The organism is Photobacterium sanguinicancri, from assembly GCF_002265265.1.
Classification (GTDB): domain Bacteria; phylum Pseudomonadota; class Gammaproteobacteria; order Enterobacterales; family Vibrionaceae; genus Photobacterium; species Photobacterium sanguinicancri.
Genome location: NZ_NOIF01000039.1, coordinates 1 through 23,215 on the forward strand (window position 1 = coordinate 1; position 23,215 = coordinate 23,215).

A 23,215-nucleotide genomic window follows, 5' to 3' on the forward strand; every position below is an offset into this window, starting at 1 on the left:
ATAAAAACATTGCTCATAATTATGTTAATACAACCAAAGCAATTGCTTTATTTGCTAGGTTCTTCTAGAGAGTGGAAGCAATTTAGATATGCATATGTGTGTTTATTGTTATTAGACAGTTTGGCTAACGAGCCATAGTGAAACTTGTTCATTGTTAGAAGTGATTCTGTGAGACATGTTTTTTTTGCATAACTTGATGGTATTTTAACGCTTATATGGTGGTATTGACTGTTTTATGCGCGGTTGGTTGTTTTTGGGGTTTACACCCTTAAAGTAGATCGCTATTATTCGCGGCATGGAGAGATGGCTGAGTGGTCGAAAGCACCGGTCTTGAAAACCGGCGGCGGTTTATCCCGTCCTAGGGTTCAAATCCCTATCTCTCCGCCATATACAAGAAAGGCGCTAATTTATTAGCGCCTTTTTTACGTTTGAACTAACGTGCACAGGATTTGTACCAAATCCGCCATACCCAAAGCGCTCCGTCATATTCAAAGAAGCCAGCTTAATTGCTGGCTTTTTTACATCTGAGTTTTGTGGTTAAAAGAACCCTTACTCGATAAACTCAACGAGACATACAGGAGCATCGATAGCGCATTGGTATCCCGTTGGTACTAACTCGCCAGTCTCCTTATTTCTGTGAAAGCAGACGATATTGTCAGAATGCTGATTCGCAACCAGCAGCCACTTACCGTCGGTAGAGAAAATGAAATCTCTAGGGAAACGACCGCCGCAATCGTATTCAGCTAGCTTAATTGGCACCATCGCTGAGACATCTAGCAGGCAGATCTTGTTCTGAGCTCGGCAAGATACATATAAGAATCTCTCATCATCGCTGAGGCGAATGGCTGAAGCAGCTTCTCCGTTCTCGGTATCCGTTAGTAAATCGCACTGGTGAGAGGTGACCCATTTCCCCTTATTTTTAGAAAGAATCACGAGTGTTTCAGAAAGCTCGCATACCACATAGGCCTGTGTTTCATTCTTATTGAAGACAAGGTGGCGAGGACCAGAACCCGAAGGCATGGCGATGCTTTGTGTTAGTGAGAATTCATCAGATATGGCACTAGGGTCGTAGTCATATAAATGGATGTGGTCAGTGCCAAGATCGACGATTGCCAGTTGATTTGAATGTGCCAAGAAGGTGACTTGGTGTGCATGTGGTGATTGTTGGCGATCAGCGTTGGGCCCTTCGCCGTCTATATACAGCTCAGATAACAGTTTTTGCGGTTTTCCAGTTTCATCCAATTGGAAAACACAGGTATTCCCTGAACCGTAGTTAGCAATGGCAAGGTAAGGCGTTTTGATATCTAGGTGGCAGGGATAATCTCCTGCAATGGGTAAGTTACTGCTGCTACAAGATGAGATAAATTGCAGCTTGGCACCTTCAGCACTTGATGTTTCACTAAAGGTATATAGCCCTTGTTTTGTCGATACGAGATAGGATGGATTACGTATAGGTATAACGTCATCTAATCGTTTTAGCTCGCCGGAATGAGGATCTAGGCTGATGTGAGCGATGCCAGTACTTGTGCTTGGTGCGTCAGTGTAGGTGCCGACGTAAAAATGCAAGAGAGTATTTACGGTCATGAAGAGCCTTGGAAGATGATGAAGTCTTCTATTACCATGCCGCTTGTCCATGCTGGCGACAATCCTTCTTGGCCATCATTTGCTAAAAGTGTGAGGTAGTTTCCGCATCTGGCTGACCTCTCCTTTAATGGATTTTGAACATAGCGCATGAGATTTGGCGCACTTCACACAAGGTCTATTTGTGCTATTAGCAGAGACAAATCGGATTAAAACCGTTGATCCAATCATCGAACGTCAGTGTCTTTAAGCTTGGTACCGCTAGCAAATTACAGGTAAAAAAAAGCCTGTCAAAAGAAATGACAGGCTGGGAAATAAAGTAAGTAAATACTTAAGGAACAACATACTTGGTTAAAGCTTGACCAGAAGTATATAGGTGTGCAAAAAACACACAACGATCAATTTTGTAAAACTTGTATGCACGAATGTTAAAAGACTTTAGTGTTAAAAACTTAGCTTTAAAATAAATTACCAAATAAATACGGGTAAAATGACAAAGTAGGCAAAGATGCGTTGTTACACCTACCTCTAGTGTTTATGTCTGAGAATTATTATTAGTTTTAATACGGTTTATTTGTGCGAATAAATGACTTTATTCGTTGAAAGATCGAGCCTTTAGCTTGGGATGCTGATTTTGTTTCTTTTTGGTTTTTACCTGCGTAATAGGCAACTAATAAATCACTCCGTATTGCGTGCTCTGGCAGTGCTAAGCTGGTAGTGAGTAAAGCGGCACTCTGTTCGGCTTGTTCATTAGCATAGCTAAAGTCAATTCCGCAGTAGCCTTGGATCAATAACCATAACCGTGTTTCAATGGCGAGCCTATGACTGTCTGTTGCAACAAACTTTTTTTGTTGATCGCCAAGGGTATCGATCAACACTTGCTGCATACTCTCGATGGCTTGTTGGTTGTGTACGAAGTGCTGGGCTGTTTCTTGTTGGGTTTTCGTCATTAAACCCAATAGTAAATCTGTGGGTTTTTTATCCGCTTTTTGCTGGCAAACATTGTCGAAGAACTGATGATGCTGGTTGATGAATGCGGTCAGCTCTTTTTGTTCCGCCTGACTCAACGAAAGTTGATTTAGGCCGATTGAGGTGAAAGTTTGATGTAATGCGGAGACCGTCATAGTTTACTCAGTGTTATCGATTATCCGGCTATTATACGCCCTATCTCCCTTAACTGCCCCAAGTTACGTGGTCGTAATATCTTTTTGACAGATCTACTAATATTCGTTCGTTATCATAATGCGTTAGCGTACGCCCCTCACTTTTGAGCAATAACTCAAATCTTAATCAATAAGCTGCTACATTGTAGGTAGTATGCGCGTTATAGCATCTCTATTATTCCCTGTTAGCTATAAACCCTTGTTCGAAAGGAAATATGAATGACAACGTTTTATGATTTATCAGCCCAGAACATTCGCGGTGAAGATATTGCGATGGCCGATTTCACCGGTAAGGTTGTACTGGTAGTGAATACTGCTAGTGAATGTGGCTTTACGCCGCAATATCAAGGTTTACAGGATTTGTATGCCAAGTTTCAGGATAAAGGATTGGTGATTCTTGGTTTTCCGTGTAATCAATTTGGCGGGCAAGAACCTGGTGAAAATGACACGATTGAACAGGCATGCCAAATCAATTATGGTGTTGAATTCCCTATGTTCGCTAAGGTTGATGTTAATGGCGCAAATAGCCACCCTGTATTCCAGTATTTAGCCAAAGCACTACCGGGGACATTTGGGAGTAAGGTTAAATGGAACTTCACAAAATTCCTGATCGGTCGCAATGGGAAACCAATGAAGCGTTACGCGCCGACCAAAAAACCAGCCTCGATCGAAGCAGATATTGTCCGTGCATTAGCGAAATAACGGCGTTTTTTGTTCTAATGCCAGATTAAATGCTGAAAGTTGTTTAATAATACGTTTACGGCTTTTGTCATGTTGGTGCTCTGTGATGTTAATGAGTTCTGAAATAGCTCGGTAGCGATGGCTGCTGGGCTTTTTATTTGCCCGATAACTCAGTAAAAATTGGAGTTGAACAGAAGCATCATTAAAGTCGCCTAAATTATCTTGCAGTGTTTTTAGTAAGGTTAACTCTACGGTAAGTGCATTTCGTTTTAAGAGTGGAGAAAAATACTCTAGGCAGTAGCGTAGTTGCTTACAGGCAATGCGCAGTTGGTGTATTTGGCTATTTTCACTGTCGTTATTGATTGCGTCGCAGTATTGTCTAATTTCTTGGTAACTGGCGGTTATCGCTTGCGTTGCTGCTTCTGCGCAACTGATTTTTTTTGGGGACGGTGAGGCGTTATCTGCTTGAGAACCTGAATACCACTTGCTTGTTAATTGTTTTTCAATTCGTTGATTCTGCTGTTGGTATTCGTCGCTTTTTAGCCAGCGTTTGAGGGTTTTATAACTGCCTTTTCGTGCATCTTGAAGATCATCAAAAAAACGGGCTAGCCCTTGGTGATGAATATGATCTAGGCAATCAAAATAATCGTCCATTTTCTGCAGATAAACATCTAAATCCCTCAATTGATTAGTGTGAGCCATCAGTGTTTTGAAGTGTATGTTCAGTGTAGGGTAATGCTTTTTAGGGCAGAGGTATTTTAGTTGCTTCATTAAACTGCGAGTACGGCGTAACGACACGCGGTATTGGTGTAGGAATTCTAAATTATCATCTCGAATGATCCCTTTTTCATGCAGTCGTGCGTGTTGAAACTCTTTCAAAATAAATTGTTGAAACAAAGGAGGTATCGGCGCATCGGCGATGAGGGCAGCTTTGCGTGCTTTTCTTACTGGTAACTTTAGTGTGTCTCGGGTTGTTACAGTCATACCTTTCCTCCTGCGTTATATAAATCTAGCGTGTCTTTGCCTGCTGTGTGGTGAACTTATTCATTTGTTATATTGGCAAGCTGTGTTTACAGGTTTTATTTACAACGGTGTAACGCTGTTTTGTCCTTGAACTTCTCATCATAGACTGACTACTGCTAATCCTATTAATAAGGTTTTCTGTGACAAATAGGGTGAGTAATGGAAAGGGAATATGTGAATCCGCTTGGTACTGATGGATTTGAGTTTGTGGAATATACCGCGCCAACCTCAGAGGGGATAATAGAGCTTAAACACCTTTTTAGCTTGATGGGCTTTGCGGAAATTGCGAAACATAAACACAAAATGGTGTGGTTGTTTCGTCAGGGTGATATCAATTTTATTATCAATGGTGAACAGCAATCACAGGCCGCAGGTTTTGCCGGTGTGCATGGTGCGAGTGTCAATGCGATGGCCTTTCGGGTTAATGATTCGGCTCAAGCGTTAGCGTACGCTGTTGAAAAAGGCGCAACCCCCTGCGCGGCTCAAGCGGGACCGATGGAACTGAATATTCCCGCTATTTACGGTATTGGCGAGTCGCTGATTTATTTGGTAGATCGCTATGGTAATCAAGACATTTATGGCATTGATTTCGATTTCTACCCTGACTACCTTATGCGTTTAGCTGATGCAGATGCCGGTCTCCAGGTGATTGATCACCTTACCCACAATGTGAAACAAGGGAATATGAATTTGTGGGCGAGTTTTTACGAGAAAATTGCTAACTTTCGTGAAATTCGCCACTTCGATATTAAAGGGAAATTGACAGGGCTAGTGTCACGCGCCATGACAGCGCCGTGTGGGAAAATTCGTATTCCAATTAATGAATCAAGTGATGATAAATCGCAAATTGCAGAATACTTAGAGCAATACAACGGCGAGGGAATTCAGCACATAGCCCTTAGCACGCCAGATATTTATGCGACGGTAACGCAGCTAAAGGCTGGTGGGTTAGCTTTTATGAACACACCAGCGACTTACTTTGAAGGCATTAATACGCGTGTTGTTGGTCATGAAGAAGATGTCGCTAAGCTGCAATCGCTGAATATCTTGATTGACGGTGACGAAAGCGGCATTTTATTGCAAATTTTCACCGATACCGTTATTGGGCCAGTGTTCTTTGAAATTATCCAACGCAAGGGTAACGAGGGCTTTGGTGAAGGGAATTTTCAAGCTTTATTTGAATCGATAGAACTAGACCAAATTCGACGAGGGGTATTGGATAAGCCTTAGCTTCGCTAGTTTCTAGCGAAATAGATCCCGATAGCGGCTGTTATATTATGATGTAACAGCCGTTAGTGATTGTGATAGTTTGGTTTATATCGCTGACTATTATTAAAGTAGGTTTTCAATCGGGAGCATGCCCGAAAACCAAGCGCCCATACGTAACATTAAGCTTGCATCAGGCTCGCTGGTATAGCGCTTCTGAGTACGTTCATCGACCCAAACGATGTTGTTATTTTCGTCAAGAATCAGTCTGTAAGTATTTTTATTTAATGAGCCATCTAGCTTCTGATAAATCTTTTTTATAAAGAGGGGCGAATGAACAACAACGCCCATTTCAGTATTGTATTGCGCTGAACGTGGGTCGAAGTTGAAAGAGCCGACGAACAGTTGCTCACGATCAAGAATATAGGTTTTAGCATGTAAGCTCGTACGTGAACTGCCAATCCAAGAATGTTTTTGGCTGATGTATGGATTAACTTGGGTTTCGTAAATATGAACACCGCTTTCTAATAGCAATTGGCGGCGTTTGGCATACCAACCATGAACCGCGAATACATCATTAGAGGCCAATGAATTGGTGATGATGGTGATTTTCATACCATCACGAGAGGCTTTTGCCAGTGCTTCTGCGCCTGCTTTGGTTGGTACAAAGTAAGGCGAAATCAGCAGTAATTCTTGTTTGGTATGATCGAGCAGTTCAGAAATTTGGTGGAGCAATGGGTTTTCTTGACTCGGCGCTGATAGCTTGGATGGTAAATCGTAATACAGTTCAGCATCGCCCCAGTAGAAGGGGATTTTTTGAGTTTTTAATTTCTCAATAATAGGCAAGCTAGCAAGGGTATAGAAATACTCTGATGTGGCAATGTTTTGGTGTTGCTCGCTATACCATTGCGCTAATTCATCATGAGGGATTTTGTTGCCTTGACCTTGCAGGTGCTCAATCGGGATCGCGGCGTCATTGTTCCAATACACGTCAAACTGCGTTGCAATGGGAGAGACAATATCGCCGACCATCAGCAAATCGAAATCACCAAATTCTACTGAACTATCAGCCGAGAAGTATTCGTCGCCAATATTGCGCCCACCAGCAATTGAAAAAATACCATCAACGGTGAGTGATTTATTGTGCATGCGGCGGTTGAGTCGGTCAAAGTCACTTACTAGGCCGATAGATCGAACATTACGCTGCTTGAAAGGGTTAAATAACCTGACTTCTATATTGGGGTGAGCCGCAATATTTGCCATGTCTTCGTCATTTCGGCTTTGCATATCATCTAAAAGTAACCGAACACGAACACCACGTTCAGCAGCTTGGTAGAGGTACATAGAGATAACCGTACTGGTTAAGTCGTCTCGAAAAATATAGTACTGGGCATCGATAGAATGCTCGGCACTTTGAATTATCGCTAAGCGAGCAATAAAGGCATCTTTTCCATTGGCAAGAGGGTAAAACCCCGTTTGATTCGGGTGTTCTTGTAGTTCAGGGGCGATGTATCGTGCAAGTTTAGAGCTCGGGTGCGCCGCAATGGCGTAGCTAATGGCTTTAGGCTCGGAGGGTGTCGTTTGTGCGCACCCTGAAAGAAGGGCCACACAACAAAGTAATAGGAACTGAATCAGAAAATATCGGGGTAATGAAGCGTGCATTAATTGTGCTAATTAGGGAGCGGTATAGCAAAGTGTAGCACTTAAAGAATTGATAATATAAACATGAATTCGTGTATTTAGAACCGAAGTTTGTGATGTAATTAAATGGGTATTAGAGATAGAAAAAAGCCTGCAACAGCAGGCTTAGAAAATCAGGATAGAATGTGGTTAGCTTTCTTGTAAACCATGCCATTGGTAATGGTTGTTTGGTTTTTTGCTTACAATACCTTCTTCCATGAATTGTTTGAAAATTTCATCTACTTCTTCACTGCTCATCTTTAAGAAGCGAGTCACCGCCCGTTTGGTACAGTTGACTTTGTTGGTGTTGAGTGCCGAGAATACCTGTTCGTAGGGCGTCTGTGGCTCTGCGGGTATATCCGACTCGTTGTCTTGCGATGACTCAGCAGACGCCTTGATGTCTTCTTCACTGCGCATATCCGTTAGTAGTTCCGGCTGTTTATGCGGCGCGTTATCAAAAGCATCGATGGTAATCGGGTTCATACGGCGGAATTGATGACGAAAACGTTGCTCTTCACCGATTAAGCCGACAAAGAAAGCTGCGAAGAAATCAAGTAACACAGAAAGGAAAACCACTAAGCCAAGTTGCGCTGTTTGGGTCTGAACGTTTAACGATTTCGCTAGGCTATCGATTAATCCAAGTACAGAACCTTGACTCACCACGGGTAAACTATCGCGCTGCATCGCCAGTTCTTGCTGTTGGTGGCGTAATTTATCATTCGCTTTTTGAATACGAGTAACCCCTGTTGCGATACGTTCCATCTGAATGTATTTTTCAGCAGCAACATTGTTAAGGGCGATCTGCTGTTCAATAGCTTCAATTTGCATATTGAAAGCGGTGATCTTACTTTGCTGCACATTGACATGGCTTTGCGCTTGGTTAGTTGCGCTGTTGATACCGCCAATCGAGCCTCCTATAGAGATCGCGGCGAGAACGGTGTAGAAGGCGAAAGCGGAAAAGGCACCAGTGTAATTACGACGCGCGCGGCGTTCGCCAAATTCATACCACGCAAAGAATTTGCCTAATTCAAAAATTACCGCCAGACCACCAAAAAGGACCTGCATCAGCGGGTTTTCATCGATTGACAAGAAGAGTAATAATGAGAAAACAATCGACGCTAGAATGGAAGCGCTTGTAAAACTGTAAACCGTCCACATTGCGAACGAGCCTTTAGGGTACCTTACAGGTAGTGTGTCATTGTAAATCATAGTTATCGTATCTATTGCGTAGGTCGTTAAACCCTGCACGACGGACGGAGAGCCCATCGCACTCAAATTTGAAGGTGCGAAAGGATACCTTAAAAAGCGGTGTTATCCCTTATAAATAAGCCCTTAGAGCCTTTTTCAGCCGTAAATTCACACTCGGCTTTCATAACTGTTTAAAGCTTGAACGATACTATGCTGTAGCAAAGTTATCTTGTGCTAGTAGGCTTGGTGTATCGGCATGGTATTTTGAGTGAAAATATGGATTTCACCCGAGGTGAGTGCACACTTTTTTGCATTTAATGTGTATTTGGTGGAGGGCAAAGATACACTGCAATCAGACAAAATATTTATGGATCTGAGTGGTGTGACAAATCCCCTAAAACGCTATCAACGAGTCATTACCGAAATTGAAAACCAGATAACACAACGTATTTGGTTACCAGGTGAACGTATCCCTTCCATACGAGCGATGAGCAAGCAGCATGGCATAAGCCCCATGACGGTGATCCGTGCTTATGAACAATTAGAAGCGGATGGACTTATTCATGCTAAGCCTAAATCGGGGTATTTTGTTTCTGCGCACTTAAATCAAATAAGCGTGAGTCAGCCTGATAAATTGCAAACTGAAAATAGGTCTATTGCTATTAATGCACATGTTTTTGATGTGTTGAGTGCATGTAAAAAACCGAATGTAATTCCATTCGGGTCGGCATTTCCTGATCCAGAACTCTTGCCATTAAATGCATTGGGCCGTGCGATGGGGCAGGTGATGAAAACCATGTCACCGCAAATGATGTTAACAGAATTGCCACCGGGCAACATGGCATTACGCCGTGCCATTGCTAAACGTTATTTACGCGACGGCATTGACGTTTCGGTCGATGATATTGTTATTACGTCTGGCGCAATGGAATCTCTGGGGTTGAGCCTGATGGCGGTGACACAACCAGGAGATAGTGTCGCAATTGAGTCTCCCGCTTTTTATGGTGTACTGCAAACTATCGAACGGTTGAAATTAAAGGCGATTGAAATTCCAACCCACCCCCATGACGGAATTGACGTTGCGCAGTTACAACGAGCGATTGAAACTCATGAGGTTAAAGCTTGTTGGGTGATGAGTTCGTTTCAAAATCCGTTAGGCGCCAGCATGCCAGATGAAAACAAACAGCGCCTAATCACTTTATTGAACTCTCATGACATCCCGTTGATAGAAGACGATGTTTATGGTGAGTTGTATTTTTCAGACGAAAAGCCCAAACCGATTAAAGCATTTGATCAGCAAGATCGGGTATTACACTGTTGCTCATTTTCTAAAAGTTTGGCGATGGGATTTCGCGTAGGATGGGTTGTTGCAGGGCAATATGCTCAACAGGTTGAGCGGTTACAGCTAATGTCGACCTTGTCTGCGGCTATTCCTAATCAGTTGGCCATCGCCAATTATTTGCAGCACGGAAACTATGATACTCATTTACGACGGTTACGCGCTGAATTAGAGCTGCGAATGACACAAACATTAGCGGCTATTAAGCAATATTTCCCTGAAGCTTCGATTGTTTCTAAGCCATCCGGCGGTTATTTTTTATGGGTTGAGTTACCCGCTGTGATCAACAGTGCAAACTTACTACCTATATTATTAGAGCAACACAATATCAGTATTGCTCCTGGTACATTGTTTGCGAGTGATGATCGTTTTAAGCATTGTATTCGGCTTAACTGCGCCTATGAGTGGAATTCTATTGCTCAGCAAGCCATTAGAACGATAGCGCAAGTGATTAAAGACAATAGCCATTAACCAAATAATCACGCTAAATTCTCTTGTTATCACAATACTTAGTTGGAAACTCTTCAGTATAAAGATATGTATATTTAATGTGAGGACGTTGAATCGCTATTAGACTCAAGCCTTATTGTGTACTTAACCGCAGCAACCGCGATAAAAAAGAGAATGAACGGAATGGCCGCAGCAATATATTCACTCCACATCATATAAGCAAAACTCTTTGCTAAAATAACGTGCCCAGCAATGAGCAAAAAAGCACAAATAACCGCAACAGCAATAAGTTTAACTTCGCTGTTCAATGCGCGTTCTTCCATTTTGTGTACCTCTCTCTGGTTACCCAATGTGAGTGACTAGTAAAACATTGATTAATAGATAGGTAGTAGTACAGAAAGTGGCAAAACAGACCATAACAGTTGATGTTAGGTTCAGCGCAACGCCGCCATAGTAATAAACAAGTAACCAATAAACGCCTTTTATTGTGTGTCGTATAAATACCCGTAAGGAATGTTGTTAACTTATTGATTTAAATTGACTAATTCTTGCTCTGTTGACGTGTGCATTTTTGTTATTAATCCTTTTGGGATGTAATATTCGCAGCGATTATGAGTATATGCTCAACCATTCACACATAGAGTGCACATATAATAATGAACAATAAAAAAGTAGGGCCATGGCTAGCGAGCGCCTTGATAAGCTTATCTGTTGCTGGATGTAACAGCGATAGCAATGGAAGTACGCCGAAGAAAGAACCTCAAGCGACTGTTAATGCACAATTTGCTGCAACCTACCTCCAAACTATCCAGCCGCCAGCGCTCAGTGGTTATTCAGTCCAATATGATGCGTCAGCGTCGACCGCTAAGGTGATGACAGTCTCTAAGGCAGCGCAAGATGTGTCTTATCAAGGCACATTACGTATTACCAATCGTGCCGCCCCTTCTGAACACACCGATTATGAGTGGCCGGTAACGCAACGTGCCGATGGTAGTGTGGAGTCTCACCGTGCATTATCATTAAAACCAGGTATTTACGATTTCTTCTTGATTGTCGAAGACAATAAAGGGCACCAGTATTTAGCTGAATCACTGGGTCAGCAGATTGCCGATAATGAGCAACCAGAACTCGAGTTTGTATTAAAGCCAAACCTTGGCGAAACCATTACCGATCTTGATGTTGTCGCTTATGTGGCTAACTTAAAATTCTCATTCACTACTGAAGAGTTATCTGAGTTGGTTGAGCCCCAGTTTGGCTTGAAAATTAATGATGAGAAAGAACGCGTTTTCAGCATTAATAAAGAGACTGGCTTATCTGAAATCGTGCTAAATGTTCAGCCTGGTGAGTACACCATGGCGCTGAAATTGTACGATGGCGATCTGATGGTCGGCAAAAATGAAAATGAAACTAAGCTAGATATCGTTGAAGGCTCTGATGCCAAGATGGACGTTATCCCGTTACAAGCGGATGTCACGGTAAAGCTGGATGAGCTAAAAGATCTGGGCGAGTTTACCTTTAATATTCCGTCTGAGATTGTTGAAGAAGTTGGCGATGAAAGCAAGGTCTCGTTAATTGTTCGTCTTTCATCTAACAGCACGGATGCCTTAATTCATGAAAAAGTGCTCACGGTTGTTAGCGATAATAAAGGTGGCTTTGTCGCAAGTGATATTTTTGAAACCCAAGGTGAAAGTGCAGTCACTGCAAGTTTGTCTTTTCATCATATAGATGAAGCGGCAGAGGGCTACCAGAAAGCACCGTATGCGCAATGCCTAAGTGATATTAATGTAGAGCTGAATCAGGGGGCGGGTTGTAAGTTAAGCCTTAAACGCGAAGGTATTATTACAGGTCACATTAAAGGGACAGTACACTTTAATATTATAGATCAACAGTCTCAGGCTGCGAGTGGCGCCAAAGTTTACCTTAATAATGAATTAGTCGGTATCACAGGTAAAGAGCTGAGTCCTGGTTCATTAAAACTGAACTTGGTCGCTGGCGAGTATATGGTGAAAGCCTCTCAAGGTAATGCTATTGCGAAAGATAGTATCGAAGTCAAACCTCTCGATGTATTGAATAAGGCCTTGTACCTAGGGCGCAACCCTGACTTGGGTACGGGTAATTTTGTTGAGCAGAGCCAGTTTTATGCATCAAGTTATGTCGATCCATATTCAATTGCCACTGGTGATATTAATGGTGATGGTTTAGTTGATTTAGTTTTTGGTGGATACCGAGGCTATCAGGTTGAAATCGCTCAACCTGATGGCAGCTATAAGTCTACGTACCAAGAAATATTACCAGCGGCTTATCGTCAGGTTGTGCTGGGTGATCTAGATGGTGATGGTGATCTGGATTTTGTATTGAGTGCAGAAGAGGGTGATGTTTTATCCGTCTATTTGAATGACGGAAAAGGTAACTTTGCGAAAGATACTGATCTACTGCCTCAGACTGAGGATATCAGTATTTGTAGCGTAAAAGTTGCTGATCTTGATAACGACGGTGATTTGGACGTTGTTGCACTTAGAACAGGTGCGAGTACCGCGAGTGGCCGTACTCTGATTTATCTTAATCAAGGTAACGGTAAGTTTATTGATTCACAGCAACAGCTCATGTCTAAGGTTAATCGAAATAAGATTTCAGTATTGGCGATTGGCGATATGAATAATGATGGTCATCTAGATATTGTTGTCGGAGAATCGGGTACTGGGAGTAAGGGGCTAGTTTACCTAAATAACGGTGAGGGTATCTTTGAAAGTTCGAAAGTCATTTGGGATGGTAATAATGAGTCTTCAACTTCTGTCGTGTTAGCTGATGTAAATGATAACGGTAAGTTGGATGTATTCGTCACAGATGAAGATGGCAGAAACCGTTTATACCTTAATGAAGGCGATGTTACGTTTAATTTGTCTAATTCGAACTTCGGTACTCAAGGTCAACGCGCAGTTTTTTCAGATATCAACAGTAATGGTAAGCCAGACATCTTAATTCTAGATGCTAATAGCTTAGTCACAGCGTATTCAAACAATGGCAATGGTACTTATACTTTGTCGCATACAGTGGTTGGCGCTTCTGATTTCGGAAAAACGGAAGACTTGCACACCACCGACTTAGATAAAGATGGTGATGAGGATTTAGTGGTGCTGGGCTATAAAAGTGAAACACCAAAACCTGTTTATGGTCGTATTTACCACAACACGCCACACTAACCGAATCTAGTTAGTTTTCATATGTTAGTAAGCGGCAGTTTCCCTGCCGCTTTTTTGTGTCTGTTTGTTGCTCGAGAACCTGCATTGAGCAAGCGTGTGACGGTTGTCAATAATCCGAATTTTGCCATTTACTTGTGTTGTAAAAATGTTAATTCCCTTCTAGGGTTAAAACTCTATTCAAACGGTTGTTTAGATCTATTACCTTTATTGAGGAACAAAACATGGAAGCGATGCTAAAGGGTTACCCTGTCATTACTGAAATACCAGTAGCATGGGGAGAAATGGATGCCCTCAATCATGTCAATAACGTGGTTTACTTCCGCTATTTTGAAACGGCACGCATTGATTACTTTTTGCAGCTTTCATTAATGGACGATTTGCAAAAGACGGGGATTGGACCAGTGCTGAAAGAAACGCAATGTAGTTATAAAATTCCAGTGACTTTTCCCGATACTTTGCATGTCGGATCTAAAATTTGCGATATGGGTGATGATCGTTTTACGATGCAGTACAGTATTTATAGCCAGAAGCTAGGTAAGATCACCACAACAGGATATGCGAAAGTGGTGATGTTTAACTTTCAAACCAATAAGAAAACCCTAATTTCAGATGAAATACGCGTACGAGTCGCTGAAATTCAAGCTAAAAGCAATGCTATACTTGTCTAGAAAAGGTGAAATAGCTCTTTTTTATGATGTTTTGCCGAATTTGCACTCACTTGATGACTTTAGGGGTTTACAGTTCGCAGATGCATCGTTACTATACGCCGCAATTACGGAGAGATGGCTGAGTGGTCGAAAGCACCGGTCTTGAAAACCGGCGGCGGTTTATCCCGTCCTAGGGTTCAAATCCCTATCTCTCCGCCAAATTTTAGAAACCCGCCTAGTGGCGGGTTTTTTTGTATGTAGCACGAGTTTGTACGCTGGACTAAGTCTTAGCTTACGAATCGGTTAACTAGGCGTCCTGGTAACATGGAAGCATAAATTTAGGGGCGAGGAAGCGTGAGTATTACTCAGACAGTGCTATATTTTAGCAAGCTATACTCCCCCTTTATTTCAGCATGTTGTCAGGTTATTTTAGGTGAGTGAGTAAATTGATGCTGATGTGACCAAAACAATCAATACTATATGCAGCGATTCCTGCAATTGACGCTATAGCTATGTTTCGTTTATTACAATAAGTGTTATACTCCCCACCTTGAATAGTGACAGTAATTGTTTATAGAGAAAAACAATGACAGATTTATCTAAATACAGAAACATTGGTATTTTCGCGCACGTTGATGCGGGTAAAACTACTACTACTGAGCGTATCCTGAAGCTTACTGGTGAAATCCATAAAATCGGTGATACACACGATGGCTCAACAACTACTGACTTCATGGAACAGGAAGCTGAGCGCGGAATAACAATCCAGTCTGCAGCAGTAAGCTGTTTCTGGAAAGATCACCGCCTAAACGTTATCGATACTCCTGGACACGTTGACTTCACAGTTGAAGTTTACCGTTCACTTAAAGTACTTGATGGCGGCATCGGTGTATTCTGTGGTTCTGGTGGTGTTGAACCTCAGTCAGAAACTAACTGGCGTTACGCGAATGAATCAGAAGTTGCTCGTCTGATCTTCGTAAACAAACTAGACCGTATGGGTGCTGACTTCTTTAGCGTTGTTGATCAAGTTAAAAAAGTACTAGGTGCTAACCCACTAGTTATGACTCTACCAATCGGTCGTGAAGATGACTTCGTTGGTGTTGTCGACGTTCTAAACCGTCAAGCATACGTTTGGGATGACACTGGTCTTCCTGAAAACTACGAAATTCAAGCAATCCCAGAAGATATGGTTGATGACGTAGAAGCTTACCGTGAAGAGATGATCGAAACTGCTGTTGAGCAAGACGACGATCTAATGGAAGCTTACATGGAAGGTGAAGAGCCTTCTATTGAAGACATCAAGCGTTGTATCCGTAAAGGTACTCGCGATATCGCATTCTTCCCAACGTTCTGTGGTTCTGCATACAAAAACAAAGGTATGCAGCTAATCCTTGATGCTGTTGTTGATTACCTTCCAGCTCCAACGGAAGTTGAACCACAACCGCTAACAGATCCAGAAACTGGTGAAGCGACTGGTGAAGTTGCTACAGTATCTGCTGATGAGCCACTAAAAGCGCTTGCGTTCAAAATTATGGACGACCGTTTCGGTGCACTTACTTTCATCCGTATCTACTCAGGTCGTATGAACAAAGGTGACACAATTCTTAACTCAGCAACTGGTAAAACAGAGCGTATCGGCCGTATGGTTGAGATGCAAGCTGATGACCGTAACGAACTAACATCTGCACAAGCTGGTGATATCATCGCTGTAGTAGGTATGAAAAACGTTCAAACTGGTCACACGCTTTGTGATGTTAAGCACGAGTGTACGCTTGAGCCAATGATCTTCCCAGTTCCAGTAATCTCTATTGCTGTTACGCCGAAAGACAAAGGCGGTTCTGAGAAAATGGGTATCGCAATCGGTAAAATGGTTGCAGAAGATCCATCTTTCCAAGTTGAAACTGACGAAGAAACTGGCGAAACCATCCTTAAAGGTATGGGTGAGCTTCACCTAGATATCAAAGTAGATATCCTTAAGCGTACTTACGGCGTAGACCTAATCGTTGGTCAACCACAAGTTGCTTACCGTGAAACTATCACTAAAGCAGTTGAAGATAGCTACACGCATAAGAAACAATCTGGTGGTTCTGGTCAATTCGGTAAGATCGATTACCGTATCAAACCAGGCGAAGTTGGTTCTGGTTTCAGCTTCAAGTCTGTTGTTGTTGGTGGTAACGTACCTAAAGAATTCTGGCCTGCAATCGAAAAAGGTTTTGCTGGCATGATGGATAACGGTGTTCTTGCTGGTTTCCCAACGCTAGATGTTGAAGTTGAACTATTCGACGGTGGTTTCCACGCAGTCGATTCATCTGCAGTAGCTTTCGAAATCGCAGCGAAAGGCGCATTCCGCCAATCTATGCCTAAAGCAGGTGCACAACTTCTTGAACCAATCATGCACGTAGACGTGTTCACACCAGAAGATCACGTTGGTGATGTTATCGGTGACCTTAACCGTCGTCGTGGTATGATCAAAGACCAAATGGCTGGTGTTACTGGCGTACGTATCAAAGCGGACGTTCCACTATCAGAAATGTTTGGTTACATTGGTACTCTACGTACAATGACATCTGGTCGTGGTCAGTTCTCTATGGAGTTCGCACACTACGCACCATGTCCTGCTAACGTAGCAGAAGCAGTAATTGCTGAAGTTAAAGAACGCGAAGCAGCAGCTAGAAAATAATTTAGCTCCTTTCGTTAATTAGCTTTATAGCCCCGATAGTGAAAACTATCGGGGCTATTTTTTTATCTGTTATTTAGCAAATAATGTGCTAATGGCTAAATGATTGTGAGGCCTGAGCGTTGGTTTACTTGGCCGATACAGTTCTGCGACTTTCTCTCTACAAGTGTAATCTTGCCTGTTTTAAACGGGTAATCTCAAGTTATTAACGCCGAGCCGTCACAATTTCCTCATTGTTACAATGTAGAGTTCTTCCTCATCTCGTTTTATATTCTTACTTAGTTTTCTGCCTCTATTTTTTGCTCATCTATACTTACGACAATAGGGGGTGCTAAATGTTTGTTGCAGTAGAGCATGAGATTATAGATCCTGAATTATTTCAAAAAAAAGCAGGCGAGAAGCTGCGCAATCCACCTTCGGGGATGTACATGATGACGGCAATGTTCGATCGTCACGAAGCTGTCTGCCAATGTATATGGCAGGTCGAGTCGTTAGAAGCTGTACTGGACTTTATCGATAGTGAGTTTTCGGATTGCGCGGTGAATAGCTACTTTGAGGTCGATCCTGATATTGCGATTGGATAAGAAAACCTTGCCATCATATATTGATGGGAGAGCATTGGGTTCACTTTTCAGTGAGATAAAAACGCCCCACAATGTATGAATAATTGCGGGGCGCTGCTTTATTTTTTCTATCTGCTAGCCTTGGGCTACTGTTTAATTACCAGCAATACTTAAACGAGCAAAACGGATTTTAGGTGCGAAGAAATCACGTTCGTAATCGTTTTGTAGTGTATTCCCGATGGCGTCTATTTCTTTGATCATTTGGTAGAAGTTACCCGCAACGGTAATGCCACGAACCGGTTGGATGCGCTGTCCATCACGACACAAGAAGCCACTTGCACCAAATGAGAAATCACCGCTTACCGCATCAGCGCCTGAATGCACGCCTTGCAGTTCAACAAGCTCGAGGTATTCACCTGCCGAGACTTCAGCATCAGAGCTTGTACCTGCAGCGATAACCGTATGACGGCTAGAAACGCCTAGGCCACCTTTGGCCGAGCGAGAACCATTGGCTGTATTCTCAATACCGAAGTAGCTCGCAGTATGGCTATTGTGTAATAGGCTTTGTAGCTGCCCTTCACCAATCAGAATCGTATCTTTGGTCGCGAAGCCTTCACTATCAAAGGCTTTAATCGCTGAGCCTCCTTCAACCAGCGCAATATCAGACACCGTTAGAAGGGAACTAGCAACCTGAGTGTTCAGTGCTTCTCGCCAAGGGTTAATACCTTTCATTGCTGCTTGACCCGACAGGCACATGCCAAAGGCGCCAAATAAACTGCTTAAACAACTCAGGTCAAACATGACGCTGTAACTTTTGGTGGTGATCGGTTTGCCTTCTAATAAGGCAAAGGCGGTCTCGTAGCCATGATCAATACAGTATTGTGGGTTGAGTTGATCAAAGCGACGACCCGAAGACATTCCGCCGTGCATGGCTTGAAGGCCCCCTTTTTCAATCAGGCTATAGGCGTAGCAATAGGTTGAGCGCTCTTGGTGTTGACACAAGCTACCTTGGGTATTGGCCAAAATGATCTGACTGTCTGATTCGCCAAAGCCATTATACGGCGCGCTTTTAGCGTGAGGCTTAGCGACCACACCACTTTCAAGCGCCAATGCTAGGGCGATTTTCTCATCAGCGGTTGTATCATCTTGCTGATAAATCTCTGTGACATTCGTGGTTAACTGGCTGCCGACACAGCTGATGGTTTGATGTTCATCCGCTTGAGTGAATTTCGCATTTGTCAGTGCTTGCTCAACCATGGCATCTAAGCTGGCGGGCTCTAGTGATTCTGAATAGCTGGTTGCAACATGGGCATCTTTAATCACGCGAACGCCAATTACTTGCCCTGAAGTGACTTTGTATTCGTCTAACTCACCCGCGTTAGCTTTGAGTGAGAAGTTATTGCTACGGTTAGCAATAACATCGGCTTGGGCTCCAGCGGCTTGAACTCGTTCTAAGACCTGCTCAATAGCCTGTAGTAGTGTGTTTGACTCGGCCATTAGTTACCCCCTCCAACCAAAATGTTATCCACTTTTAGTGCAGCCTGTCCGACAGTGGTCGGCACTGAACCACTGACCGAGCCACACATACCTGCGGCTAGGGCAAAGTCTTGGCCTATCATGCTAATTTCTTGCAGCACTTTAGGGCCTGTGCTGATCAAGGTTGCTGTTTTCAACGGTTTAGTGATTTTGCCGTCTTCAATCAGGTAGGCTTCTTGTACCGCGAAGTTAAATTCACCTGTGCCCGGTTGTACTGAGCCGCCACCCATTTTTTGTGCATAAATGCCGTGTTCGACACTCGATACCATCTCATCTAGGCTGCTATTGCCCGCTTCAATGAAGGTATTACGCATACGAGAAGTTGGCGCATATTTGTAAGACTCGCGGCGACCAGAGCCTGTTGGTGCGTAACCTGTTTTTAATGAGCCCATATGGTCAACCATAAAGCTGGTGAGCTTACCGTCTTTGATCAGTTGAGTACGCTGGGTTTCCATGCCTTCATCATCGATGTTAATAGAGCCCCACTCGTTGCTCATGGTGCCATCATCAACGGCGTTAACCACAGGATTAGCAATCATTTCGCCCATCTTGTCGTGGAAGACAGACGCTTTTTTGGCAACTGAGGTGGTTTCAAGTAAGTGACCGCAAGCTTCGTGGAAAATCACTCCACCAAAGCCGTTCCCTATGATCACTGGCATTTCACCTGATGGACAAGGGTCGGCATACAGTTTGATCATCGCTTGTTTTGCGACATCTTGACCGAGCTGTTCTGCGTTGAGGGTATCTAAAAACTCCCAACCCGTTAAGGCACCAGGGGCTTCAAAACCTGTTGATTGTTCACTGCCGTTTTGGGCGATTGCAGTTGCTGCTACGCGTGAGTAGTGGCGGGTATCACCAATGTGCAGCCCTTTAGAGTTGAAAATTTCAATTTGTTGTTCGCGTTGTAAAATGCGACCAATAAATTGTGAAATCTTGTCATCTTCATGGCGAGCAGCGTGATCCACCTGACGTAGAAAGGCAATTTTACCTTCTAGGTTGGCATTTTGCGCGAGTGGGTGTTGGCAGTGATGTTGGCTGGTGTAGCGGTTTAGGTTCAGTGAACCTGCTTGGGCAATTTGGTCGCGTTTATCTTTGGCGGCAAGTAGCCCAGTGACACGCTTAAGCTCATCCTCTTCGGTACTATTGGTGTAGCCATAAAGTACTTTGTGGCCAAAGAACAGGCGAATACCGATACCAAAATCGATACCTGAGTTAATTTTATCTACATTACCGGAAATCAGTTCAACAGAGCTGGATTGATGGTGTTCAACAAATAATTCTGCGAAATCTGCGCCAAGAAACAGCGCGTGATCGATCACCGCTTTGGCGATAGCAGGGTTTAGCATAGGTGCTCCTTGCTGTAATAAATGCGATTGTACTCCCTTGCGAAGCTACTTTGGCTTCATGGCATAGGGAATGAGCTTCTCGTACGCGCTCATGTTCACGTGTAAAAAGAAGCTCTTTCTTCAATCATAGACTTAACTTTTGAATATGATTCAGTGATAACTAAGTATCTTATACCAATCTCGCTAAGTAACGGCTCGTTTTGCTATGCAAGGATCAGAATCGGCGCTTATCCGAATTGGTATTGAGTTATATGACAATCCAATTATGACTTTTGCACAATCGATAGCAAGATAGTTTCAAGTTCATCCCACGGCAGAAGGTCTTTATCTATCACTTCAACGCGTGATTCGAAGCCGTCTAATGATAACTCACTCACTGAGACGACTTGATTCACGGCGTTAAACACAAAGCAACCACGTTCTGTATTCACAACCGCTTTCACACGCATTGCGTTAATGTTTGAAAGCAGTTTAAACATTTGCGAAAAATCAAAGATTTGGTCAGCGCCAAAGAACCAGCCACAGCTTCGGTAACCTTGGCCGCTATTTTCTTTACGCACATAGGTTTGCCCAGGGGCTAGTTCAAAACCTGGCAGTGGGACTGCATTATCGCTGTGATGATGGTGGTGGCTGTGCGTTGCTGGGCGTTCGATGCGATCAAGTTCTAGCCACTCGAGGTCAAGCTTACCTTGTTCGACTTTACCAATAGCAGCTTTAGTTGGATCGCACGCTTGTGCAAAGGTATCGAAAGCGACAAGGTCGTATTCCACACATTCATCAACTTTGTTGGCAACTAAGACATCCGCGAGACCAATTTGATCTTGGAAGTTGTCATTATCGGTATATAAAGTATCTGATAAGTGGCGAGGATCGACCAGCGTTATGGTTGCTTTTAAGTCGATGTAATTGGCAAATGACTCTGTGGTGAGTTTATTGATGATTTCTTTTGGATGGCCTAACCCTGTTGGCTCAAGCAGTAGGCGGTCAGGTTTTTCTGCTAAAAGGGCATTGATCCCTACCGACATTGGCAAGCCTGCTACACAGCACATGCAGCCACCCGGTACTTCTTGTACTAATGCACCTTGCTGATCCAAGATAGCGCCATCAACACCGATGTTACCGAATTCATTGATTAAGATTGCCCATTTTTCATTTTCTGGTTTGCGAGCAAGTAATGACAGGATAGAGGTCGTTTTACCGGCACCTAAAAAGCCAGTGATGATATTAGTAGGAATGCGCTTCATAAGGTCCGTACTGAGTGAGAAAAATAAACGTTATAGTATAACAAAAATAATCCAGTGTGGATGGTGCGAACAAAGAAGAGCTAAAAAAAGGAAAGACGTAGCCTTTCCTCCTAAAGAAGACGAAAACAATGCGCATTATTCACAAGGTGGTGCGAGGTGAATCACGGCCAATCCACCTAAAGACGTTTCGCGGTATTTTTTATTCATGTCTTTACCAGTCTGGTACATGGTCTCAATGACTTTATCGAGCGAAATTAGGGATTTGCTGTTACGTTTTAAGGCCATTCGTGATGCATTTATCGCTTTCATCGCGCCCATTGCATTGCGCTCTATACATGGGATCTGTACCAAGCCGCCAATAGGGTCACAGGTCATGCCGAGCGAATGTTCCATCGCAATTTCAGCCGCCATGCAAATTTGCTCATTACTGCCGCCGCGCAGTGAGGTTAATCCAGCCGCTGCCATTGACGATGATACGCCCACTTCGCCCTGACACCCCACTTCAGCACCAGAAATGGAAGCATTGGTTTTGTAGAGCATGCCGATAGCTGCAGATACGGCAAGGAAGTCTTTAACTTGTTTGGTGTCTAATGGCGCGATGAACTTGTTGTAATACATCAGTACTGCAGGAATGACACCTGCCGCACCATTGGTAGGAGAGGTCACTACTTGGCCTCCTGCTGCGTTTTCTTCACTTACCGCAAAAGCGAATAAATTAACCCAATCAAGAATGGTCATAGGGTCATTATCAATATGCTGATTAGACTCGAGTTGTTTTAATAGCGCAGGAGCCCGACGGGTTACGTGTAGCCCGCCTTCGAGAATGCCTTCATGTTGGAACCCACGGTGCATGCAGTCTGACATGATTTGCCAAATTTGAGCGGCACGTTGTTCAAGGCTTTTGGCGTCATTAAATGTCATTTCGTTAGCCTGAACTAATGCTCCTAAGCTCAATCCATCACGTTCTGCCATTGCCAGCATTTCATCGGCATTTTTAAATGGGTACGTCACCGTATCTTCACTGATTGATTGAGTACCTGTCATTTCATCTGCCGTAGCGATGAAGCCGCCACCAATGGAGTAATAGTTTTCTTCACATACGGACTTGCCTTGATTATCAAGTGCGGTGATTGTCATGCCATTTTCATGTAGCGGCAGATTACTGGTATGAAAGACAATGTCGTCGTTAAACTGAAAAGGTACCCGTTTTTTTGCGCCCAGCAGTAAGGTGTGGCTTTCTTTTGCTGCCGTCATTTCGCTGTTTGCGGCCTCAATATCGATGTTATCGGGTCTATTGCCCATTAAGCCGAGAAATACTGCGCGATCAGTATGGTGGCCTTTACCTGTTAATGATAACGAACCATAAAGATCCACCCGTACAGTGTGAACGTTATCGAGCATAGGCAGAATTTTTTGACAAAATTGATAGCCTGCAATCATTGGCCCATTGGTGTGTGAGCTGGATGGCCCGACCCCAATTTTGTAAATATCAAAAATAGACAACATAATGATTTTCCATGTTTTATAAAGCCATAGTGGCATACAGGCTTGTGGCTGTGGTTAACAAATTTAGTGGTCCGAAAATATTCAGAACCACACTACGCTGACAATAGCGGCGACTTAACCGAATTGTAACGTATGGTTAACTAAAGTTTAGCGTGATTAGTAATGCGTATTCAAAGAAGTGATAC

Annotated in this window: 17 protein-coding genes and 2 tRNA genes; 9 read left to right on the plus strand and 10 right to left on the minus strand. The window is 43.3% G+C overall.

Features of this window, described 5'->3' with window-relative positions; all coding sequences use genetic code 11:
* Positions 1-297: 297 nt before the first annotated feature.
* Positions 298-387: transfer RNA gene (locus ASV53_RS08455), tRNA-Ser, on the plus strand.
* 162 nt (positions 388-549) lie between these two features.
* Here the strand turns inward: ASV53_RS08455 and ASV53_RS08460 are convergent.
* Both ASV53_RS08460 and ASV53_RS08465 read right to left on the minus strand, forming a co-directional pair.
* Positions 550-1,584 (minus strand): lactonase family protein, encoded by a 1,035-nt coding sequence (locus ASV53_RS08460; RefSeq protein WP_094956794.1) that lies wholly within the window; start codon positions 1,582-1,584, stop codon positions 550-552.
* 557 nt (positions 1,585-2,141) lie between these two features.
* Entirely contained in the window at positions 2,142-2,705 is a 564-nt protein-coding gene (locus tag ASV53_RS08465; RefSeq protein ID WP_094956774.1) for a hypothetical protein, read from the minus strand.
* Between the two features lie 258 nt (positions 2,706-2,963).
* On the opposite strand from ASV53_RS08465, the gene ASV53_RS08470 reads away from it, so the two are divergent.
* Positions 2,964-3,446, plus strand: coding sequence for a glutathione peroxidase (locus ASV53_RS08470; protein WP_094956775.1), 483 nt, complete (start codon positions 2,964-2,966; stop codon positions 3,444-3,446).
* Here the strand turns inward: ASV53_RS08470 and ASV53_RS08475 are convergent.
* Positions 3,435-4,409 carry a CHAD domain-containing protein gene (locus ASV53_RS08475; RefSeq protein WP_094956776.1) on the minus strand — a complete coding sequence of 325 codons (975 nt, stop codon included), beginning with the start codon at positions 4,407-4,409 and terminating at the stop codon, positions 3,435-3,437. The genes ASV53_RS08470 and ASV53_RS08475 overlap by 12 nt on opposite strands.
* A gap of 198 nt (positions 4,410-4,607) precedes the next feature.
* Between ASV53_RS08475 and hppD the strand changes: the two genes are divergently transcribed.
* Complete coding sequence (hppD, locus tag ASV53_RS08480; protein WP_094956777.1) at positions 4,608-5,678, plus strand: 4-hydroxyphenylpyruvate dioxygenase; 1,071 nt, start codon at positions 4,608-4,610, stop codon at positions 5,676-5,678.
* 102 nt (positions 5,679-5,780) lie between these two features.
* Here hppD and ASV53_RS08485 read toward each other — a convergent pair whose 3' ends face one another.
* Positions 5,781-7,316, minus strand: a complete 1,536-nt coding sequence (locus ASV53_RS08485; RefSeq protein ID WP_094956778.1) for a phospholipase D family protein — start codon at positions 7,314-7,316, stop codon at positions 5,781-5,783.
* A gap of 168 nt (positions 7,317-7,484) precedes the next feature.
* Positions 7,485-8,492 (minus strand): Preprotein translocase subunit SecY, encoded by a 1,008-nt coding sequence (locus tag ASV53_RS08490; protein WP_205049193.1) that lies wholly within the window; start codon positions 8,490-8,492, stop codon positions 7,485-7,487.
* 298 nt (positions 8,493-8,790) lie between these two features.
* Between ASV53_RS08490 and ASV53_RS08495 the strand changes: the two genes are divergently transcribed.
* A complete protein-coding gene (locus ASV53_RS08495; RefSeq protein WP_239928763.1) occupies positions 8,791-10,332 on the plus strand; it encodes an aminotransferase-like domain-containing protein in 1,542 nt (513 codons plus the stop codon).
* 74 nt (positions 10,333-10,406) lie between these two features.
* Here ASV53_RS08495 and ASV53_RS08500 read toward each other — a convergent pair whose 3' ends face one another.
* Positions 10,407-10,634: a hypothetical protein gene (locus ASV53_RS08500; protein WP_094956779.1), complete on the minus strand. Its 228-nt coding sequence runs from the start codon at positions 10,632-10,634 to the stop codon at positions 10,407-10,409.
* Between the two features lie 333 nt (positions 10,635-10,967).
* Here ASV53_RS08500 and ASV53_RS08505 point away from each other — a divergent pair, with 333 nt between their 5' ends.
* The 5 genes from ASV53_RS08505 to ASV53_RS08525 all read left to right on the plus strand — a co-directional run bounded on the left by ASV53_RS08505 (position 10,968) and on the right by ASV53_RS08525 (position 17,419).
* Positions 10,968-13,511 (plus strand): FG-GAP repeat domain-containing protein, encoded by a 2,544-nt coding sequence (locus ASV53_RS08505; RefSeq protein ID WP_094956780.1) that lies wholly within the window; start codon positions 10,968-10,970, stop codon positions 13,509-13,511.
* A gap of 221 nt (positions 13,512-13,732) precedes the next feature.
* Positions 13,733-14,179 (plus strand): acyl-CoA thioesterase, encoded by a 447-nt coding sequence (locus tag ASV53_RS08510; protein WP_094956781.1) that lies wholly within the window; start codon positions 13,733-13,735, stop codon positions 14,177-14,179.
* A gap of 108 nt (positions 14,180-14,287) precedes the next feature.
* Positions 14,288-14,377: transfer RNA gene (locus tag ASV53_RS08515), tRNA-Ser, on the plus strand.
* A 367-nt stretch (positions 14,378-14,744) separates the two neighbouring features.
* Positions 14,745-16,838: an elongation factor G gene (fusA, locus tag ASV53_RS08520; RefSeq protein ID WP_094956782.1), complete on the plus strand. Its 2,094-nt coding sequence runs from the start codon at positions 14,745-14,747 to the stop codon at positions 16,836-16,838.
* Positions 16,839-17,170: 332 nt separating this feature from the next.
* Positions 17,171-17,419, plus strand: coding sequence for a hypothetical protein (locus tag ASV53_RS08525; protein ID WP_062692220.1), 249 nt, complete (start codon positions 17,171-17,173; stop codon positions 17,417-17,419).
* Positions 17,420-17,551: 132 nt separating this feature from the next.
* Here the strand turns inward: ASV53_RS08525 and ASV53_RS08530 are convergent, their stop codons facing one another.
* The 4 genes from ASV53_RS08530 to ASV53_RS08545 all read right to left on the minus strand — a co-directional run bounded on the left by ASV53_RS08530 (position 17,552) and on the right by ASV53_RS08545 (position 23,030).
* Entirely contained in the window at positions 17,552-18,895 is a 1,344-nt protein-coding gene (locus ASV53_RS08530; protein WP_094956783.1) for a TldD/PmbA family protein, read from the minus strand.
* Positions 18,895-20,280: a TldD/PmbA family protein gene (locus tag ASV53_RS08535; protein WP_094956784.1), complete on the minus strand. Its 1,386-nt coding sequence runs from the start codon at positions 20,278-20,280 to the stop codon at positions 18,895-18,897. Before ASV53_RS08535 ends, ASV53_RS08530 begins: the two co-directional genes overlap by 1 nt.
* 263 nt (positions 20,281-20,543) lie before the next feature.
* The gene (locus ASV53_RS08540; RefSeq protein WP_094956785.1) at positions 20,544-21,524 is read right to left on the minus strand and encodes a CobW family GTP-binding protein; all 981 of its coding nucleotides are present in this window, start codon (positions 21,522-21,524) and stop codon (positions 20,544-20,546) included.
* A gap of 135 nt (positions 21,525-21,659) precedes the next feature.
* On the minus strand, positions 21,660-23,030 hold the full coding sequence (locus tag ASV53_RS08545; RefSeq protein WP_094956786.1) for an L-serine ammonia-lyase: 1,371 nt from the start codon (positions 23,028-23,030) through the stop codon (positions 21,660-21,662).
* Positions 23,031-23,215 lie beyond the last annotated feature (185 nt).

What these genes read in the sequence shown, in the direction of transcription:
- fusA (WP_094956782.1), top strand. Translation starts at nt 14,745, where the DNA reads ATGACAGATTTATCTAAATACAGAAACATTGGTATTTTCGCGCACGTT.
- ASV53_RS08545 (WP_094956786.1), bottom strand. Translation starts at nt 23,030, where the DNA reads ATGTTGTCTATTTTTGATATTTACAAAATTGGGGTCGGGCCATCCAGC.
- ASV53_RS08505 (WP_094956780.1), top strand. Translation starts at nt 10,968, where the DNA reads ATGAACAATAAAAAAGTAGGGCCATGGCTAGCGAGCGCCTTGATAAGC.
- hppD (WP_094956777.1), top strand. Translation starts at nt 4,608, where the DNA reads ATGGAAAGGGAATATGTGAATCCGCTTGGTACTGATGGATTTGAGTTT.
- ASV53_RS08535 (WP_094956784.1), bottom strand. Translation starts at nt 20,280, where the DNA reads ATGCTAAACCCTGCTATCGCCAAAGCGGTGATCGATCACGCGCTGTTT.
- ASV53_RS08525 (WP_062692220.1), top strand. Translation starts at nt 17,171, where the DNA reads ATGTTTGTTGCAGTAGAGCATGAGATTATAGATCCTGAATTATTTCAA.
- ASV53_RS08510 (WP_094956781.1), top strand. Translation starts at nt 13,733, where the DNA reads ATGGAAGCGATGCTAAAGGGTTACCCTGTCATTACTGAAATACCAGTA.
- ASV53_RS08485 (WP_094956778.1), bottom strand. Translation starts at nt 7,316, where the DNA reads ATGCACGCTTCATTACCCCGATATTTTCTGATTCAGTTCCTATTACTT.
- ASV53_RS08500 (WP_094956779.1), bottom strand. Translation starts at nt 10,634, where the DNA reads ATGGAAGAACGCGCATTGAACAGCGAAGTTAAACTTATTGCTGTTGCG.
- ASV53_RS08460 (WP_094956794.1), bottom strand. Translation starts at nt 1,584, where the DNA reads ATGACCGTAAATACTCTCTTGCATTTTTACGTCGGCACCTACACTGAC.
- ASV53_RS08490 (WP_205049193.1), bottom strand. Translation starts at nt 8,492, where the DNA reads ATGTGGACGGTTTACAGTTTTACAAGCGCTTCCATTCTAGCGTCGATT.
- ASV53_RS08530 (WP_094956783.1), bottom strand. Translation starts at nt 18,895, where the DNA reads ATGGCCGAGTCAAACACACTACTACAGGCTATTGAGCAGGTCTTAGAA.
- ASV53_RS08475 (WP_094956776.1), bottom strand. Translation starts at nt 4,409, where the DNA reads ATGACTGTAACAACCCGAGACACACTAAAGTTACCAGTAAGAAAAGCA.
- ASV53_RS08540 (WP_094956785.1), bottom strand. Translation starts at nt 21,524, where the DNA reads ATGAAGCGCATTCCTACTAATATCATCACTGGCTTTTTAGGTGCCGGT.
- ASV53_RS08465 (WP_094956774.1), bottom strand. Translation starts at nt 2,705, where the DNA reads ATGACGGTCTCCGCATTACATCAAACTTTCACCTCAATCGGCCTAAAT.
- ASV53_RS08470 (WP_094956775.1), top strand. Translation starts at nt 2,964, where the DNA reads ATGACAACGTTTTATGATTTATCAGCCCAGAACATTCGCGGTGAAGAT.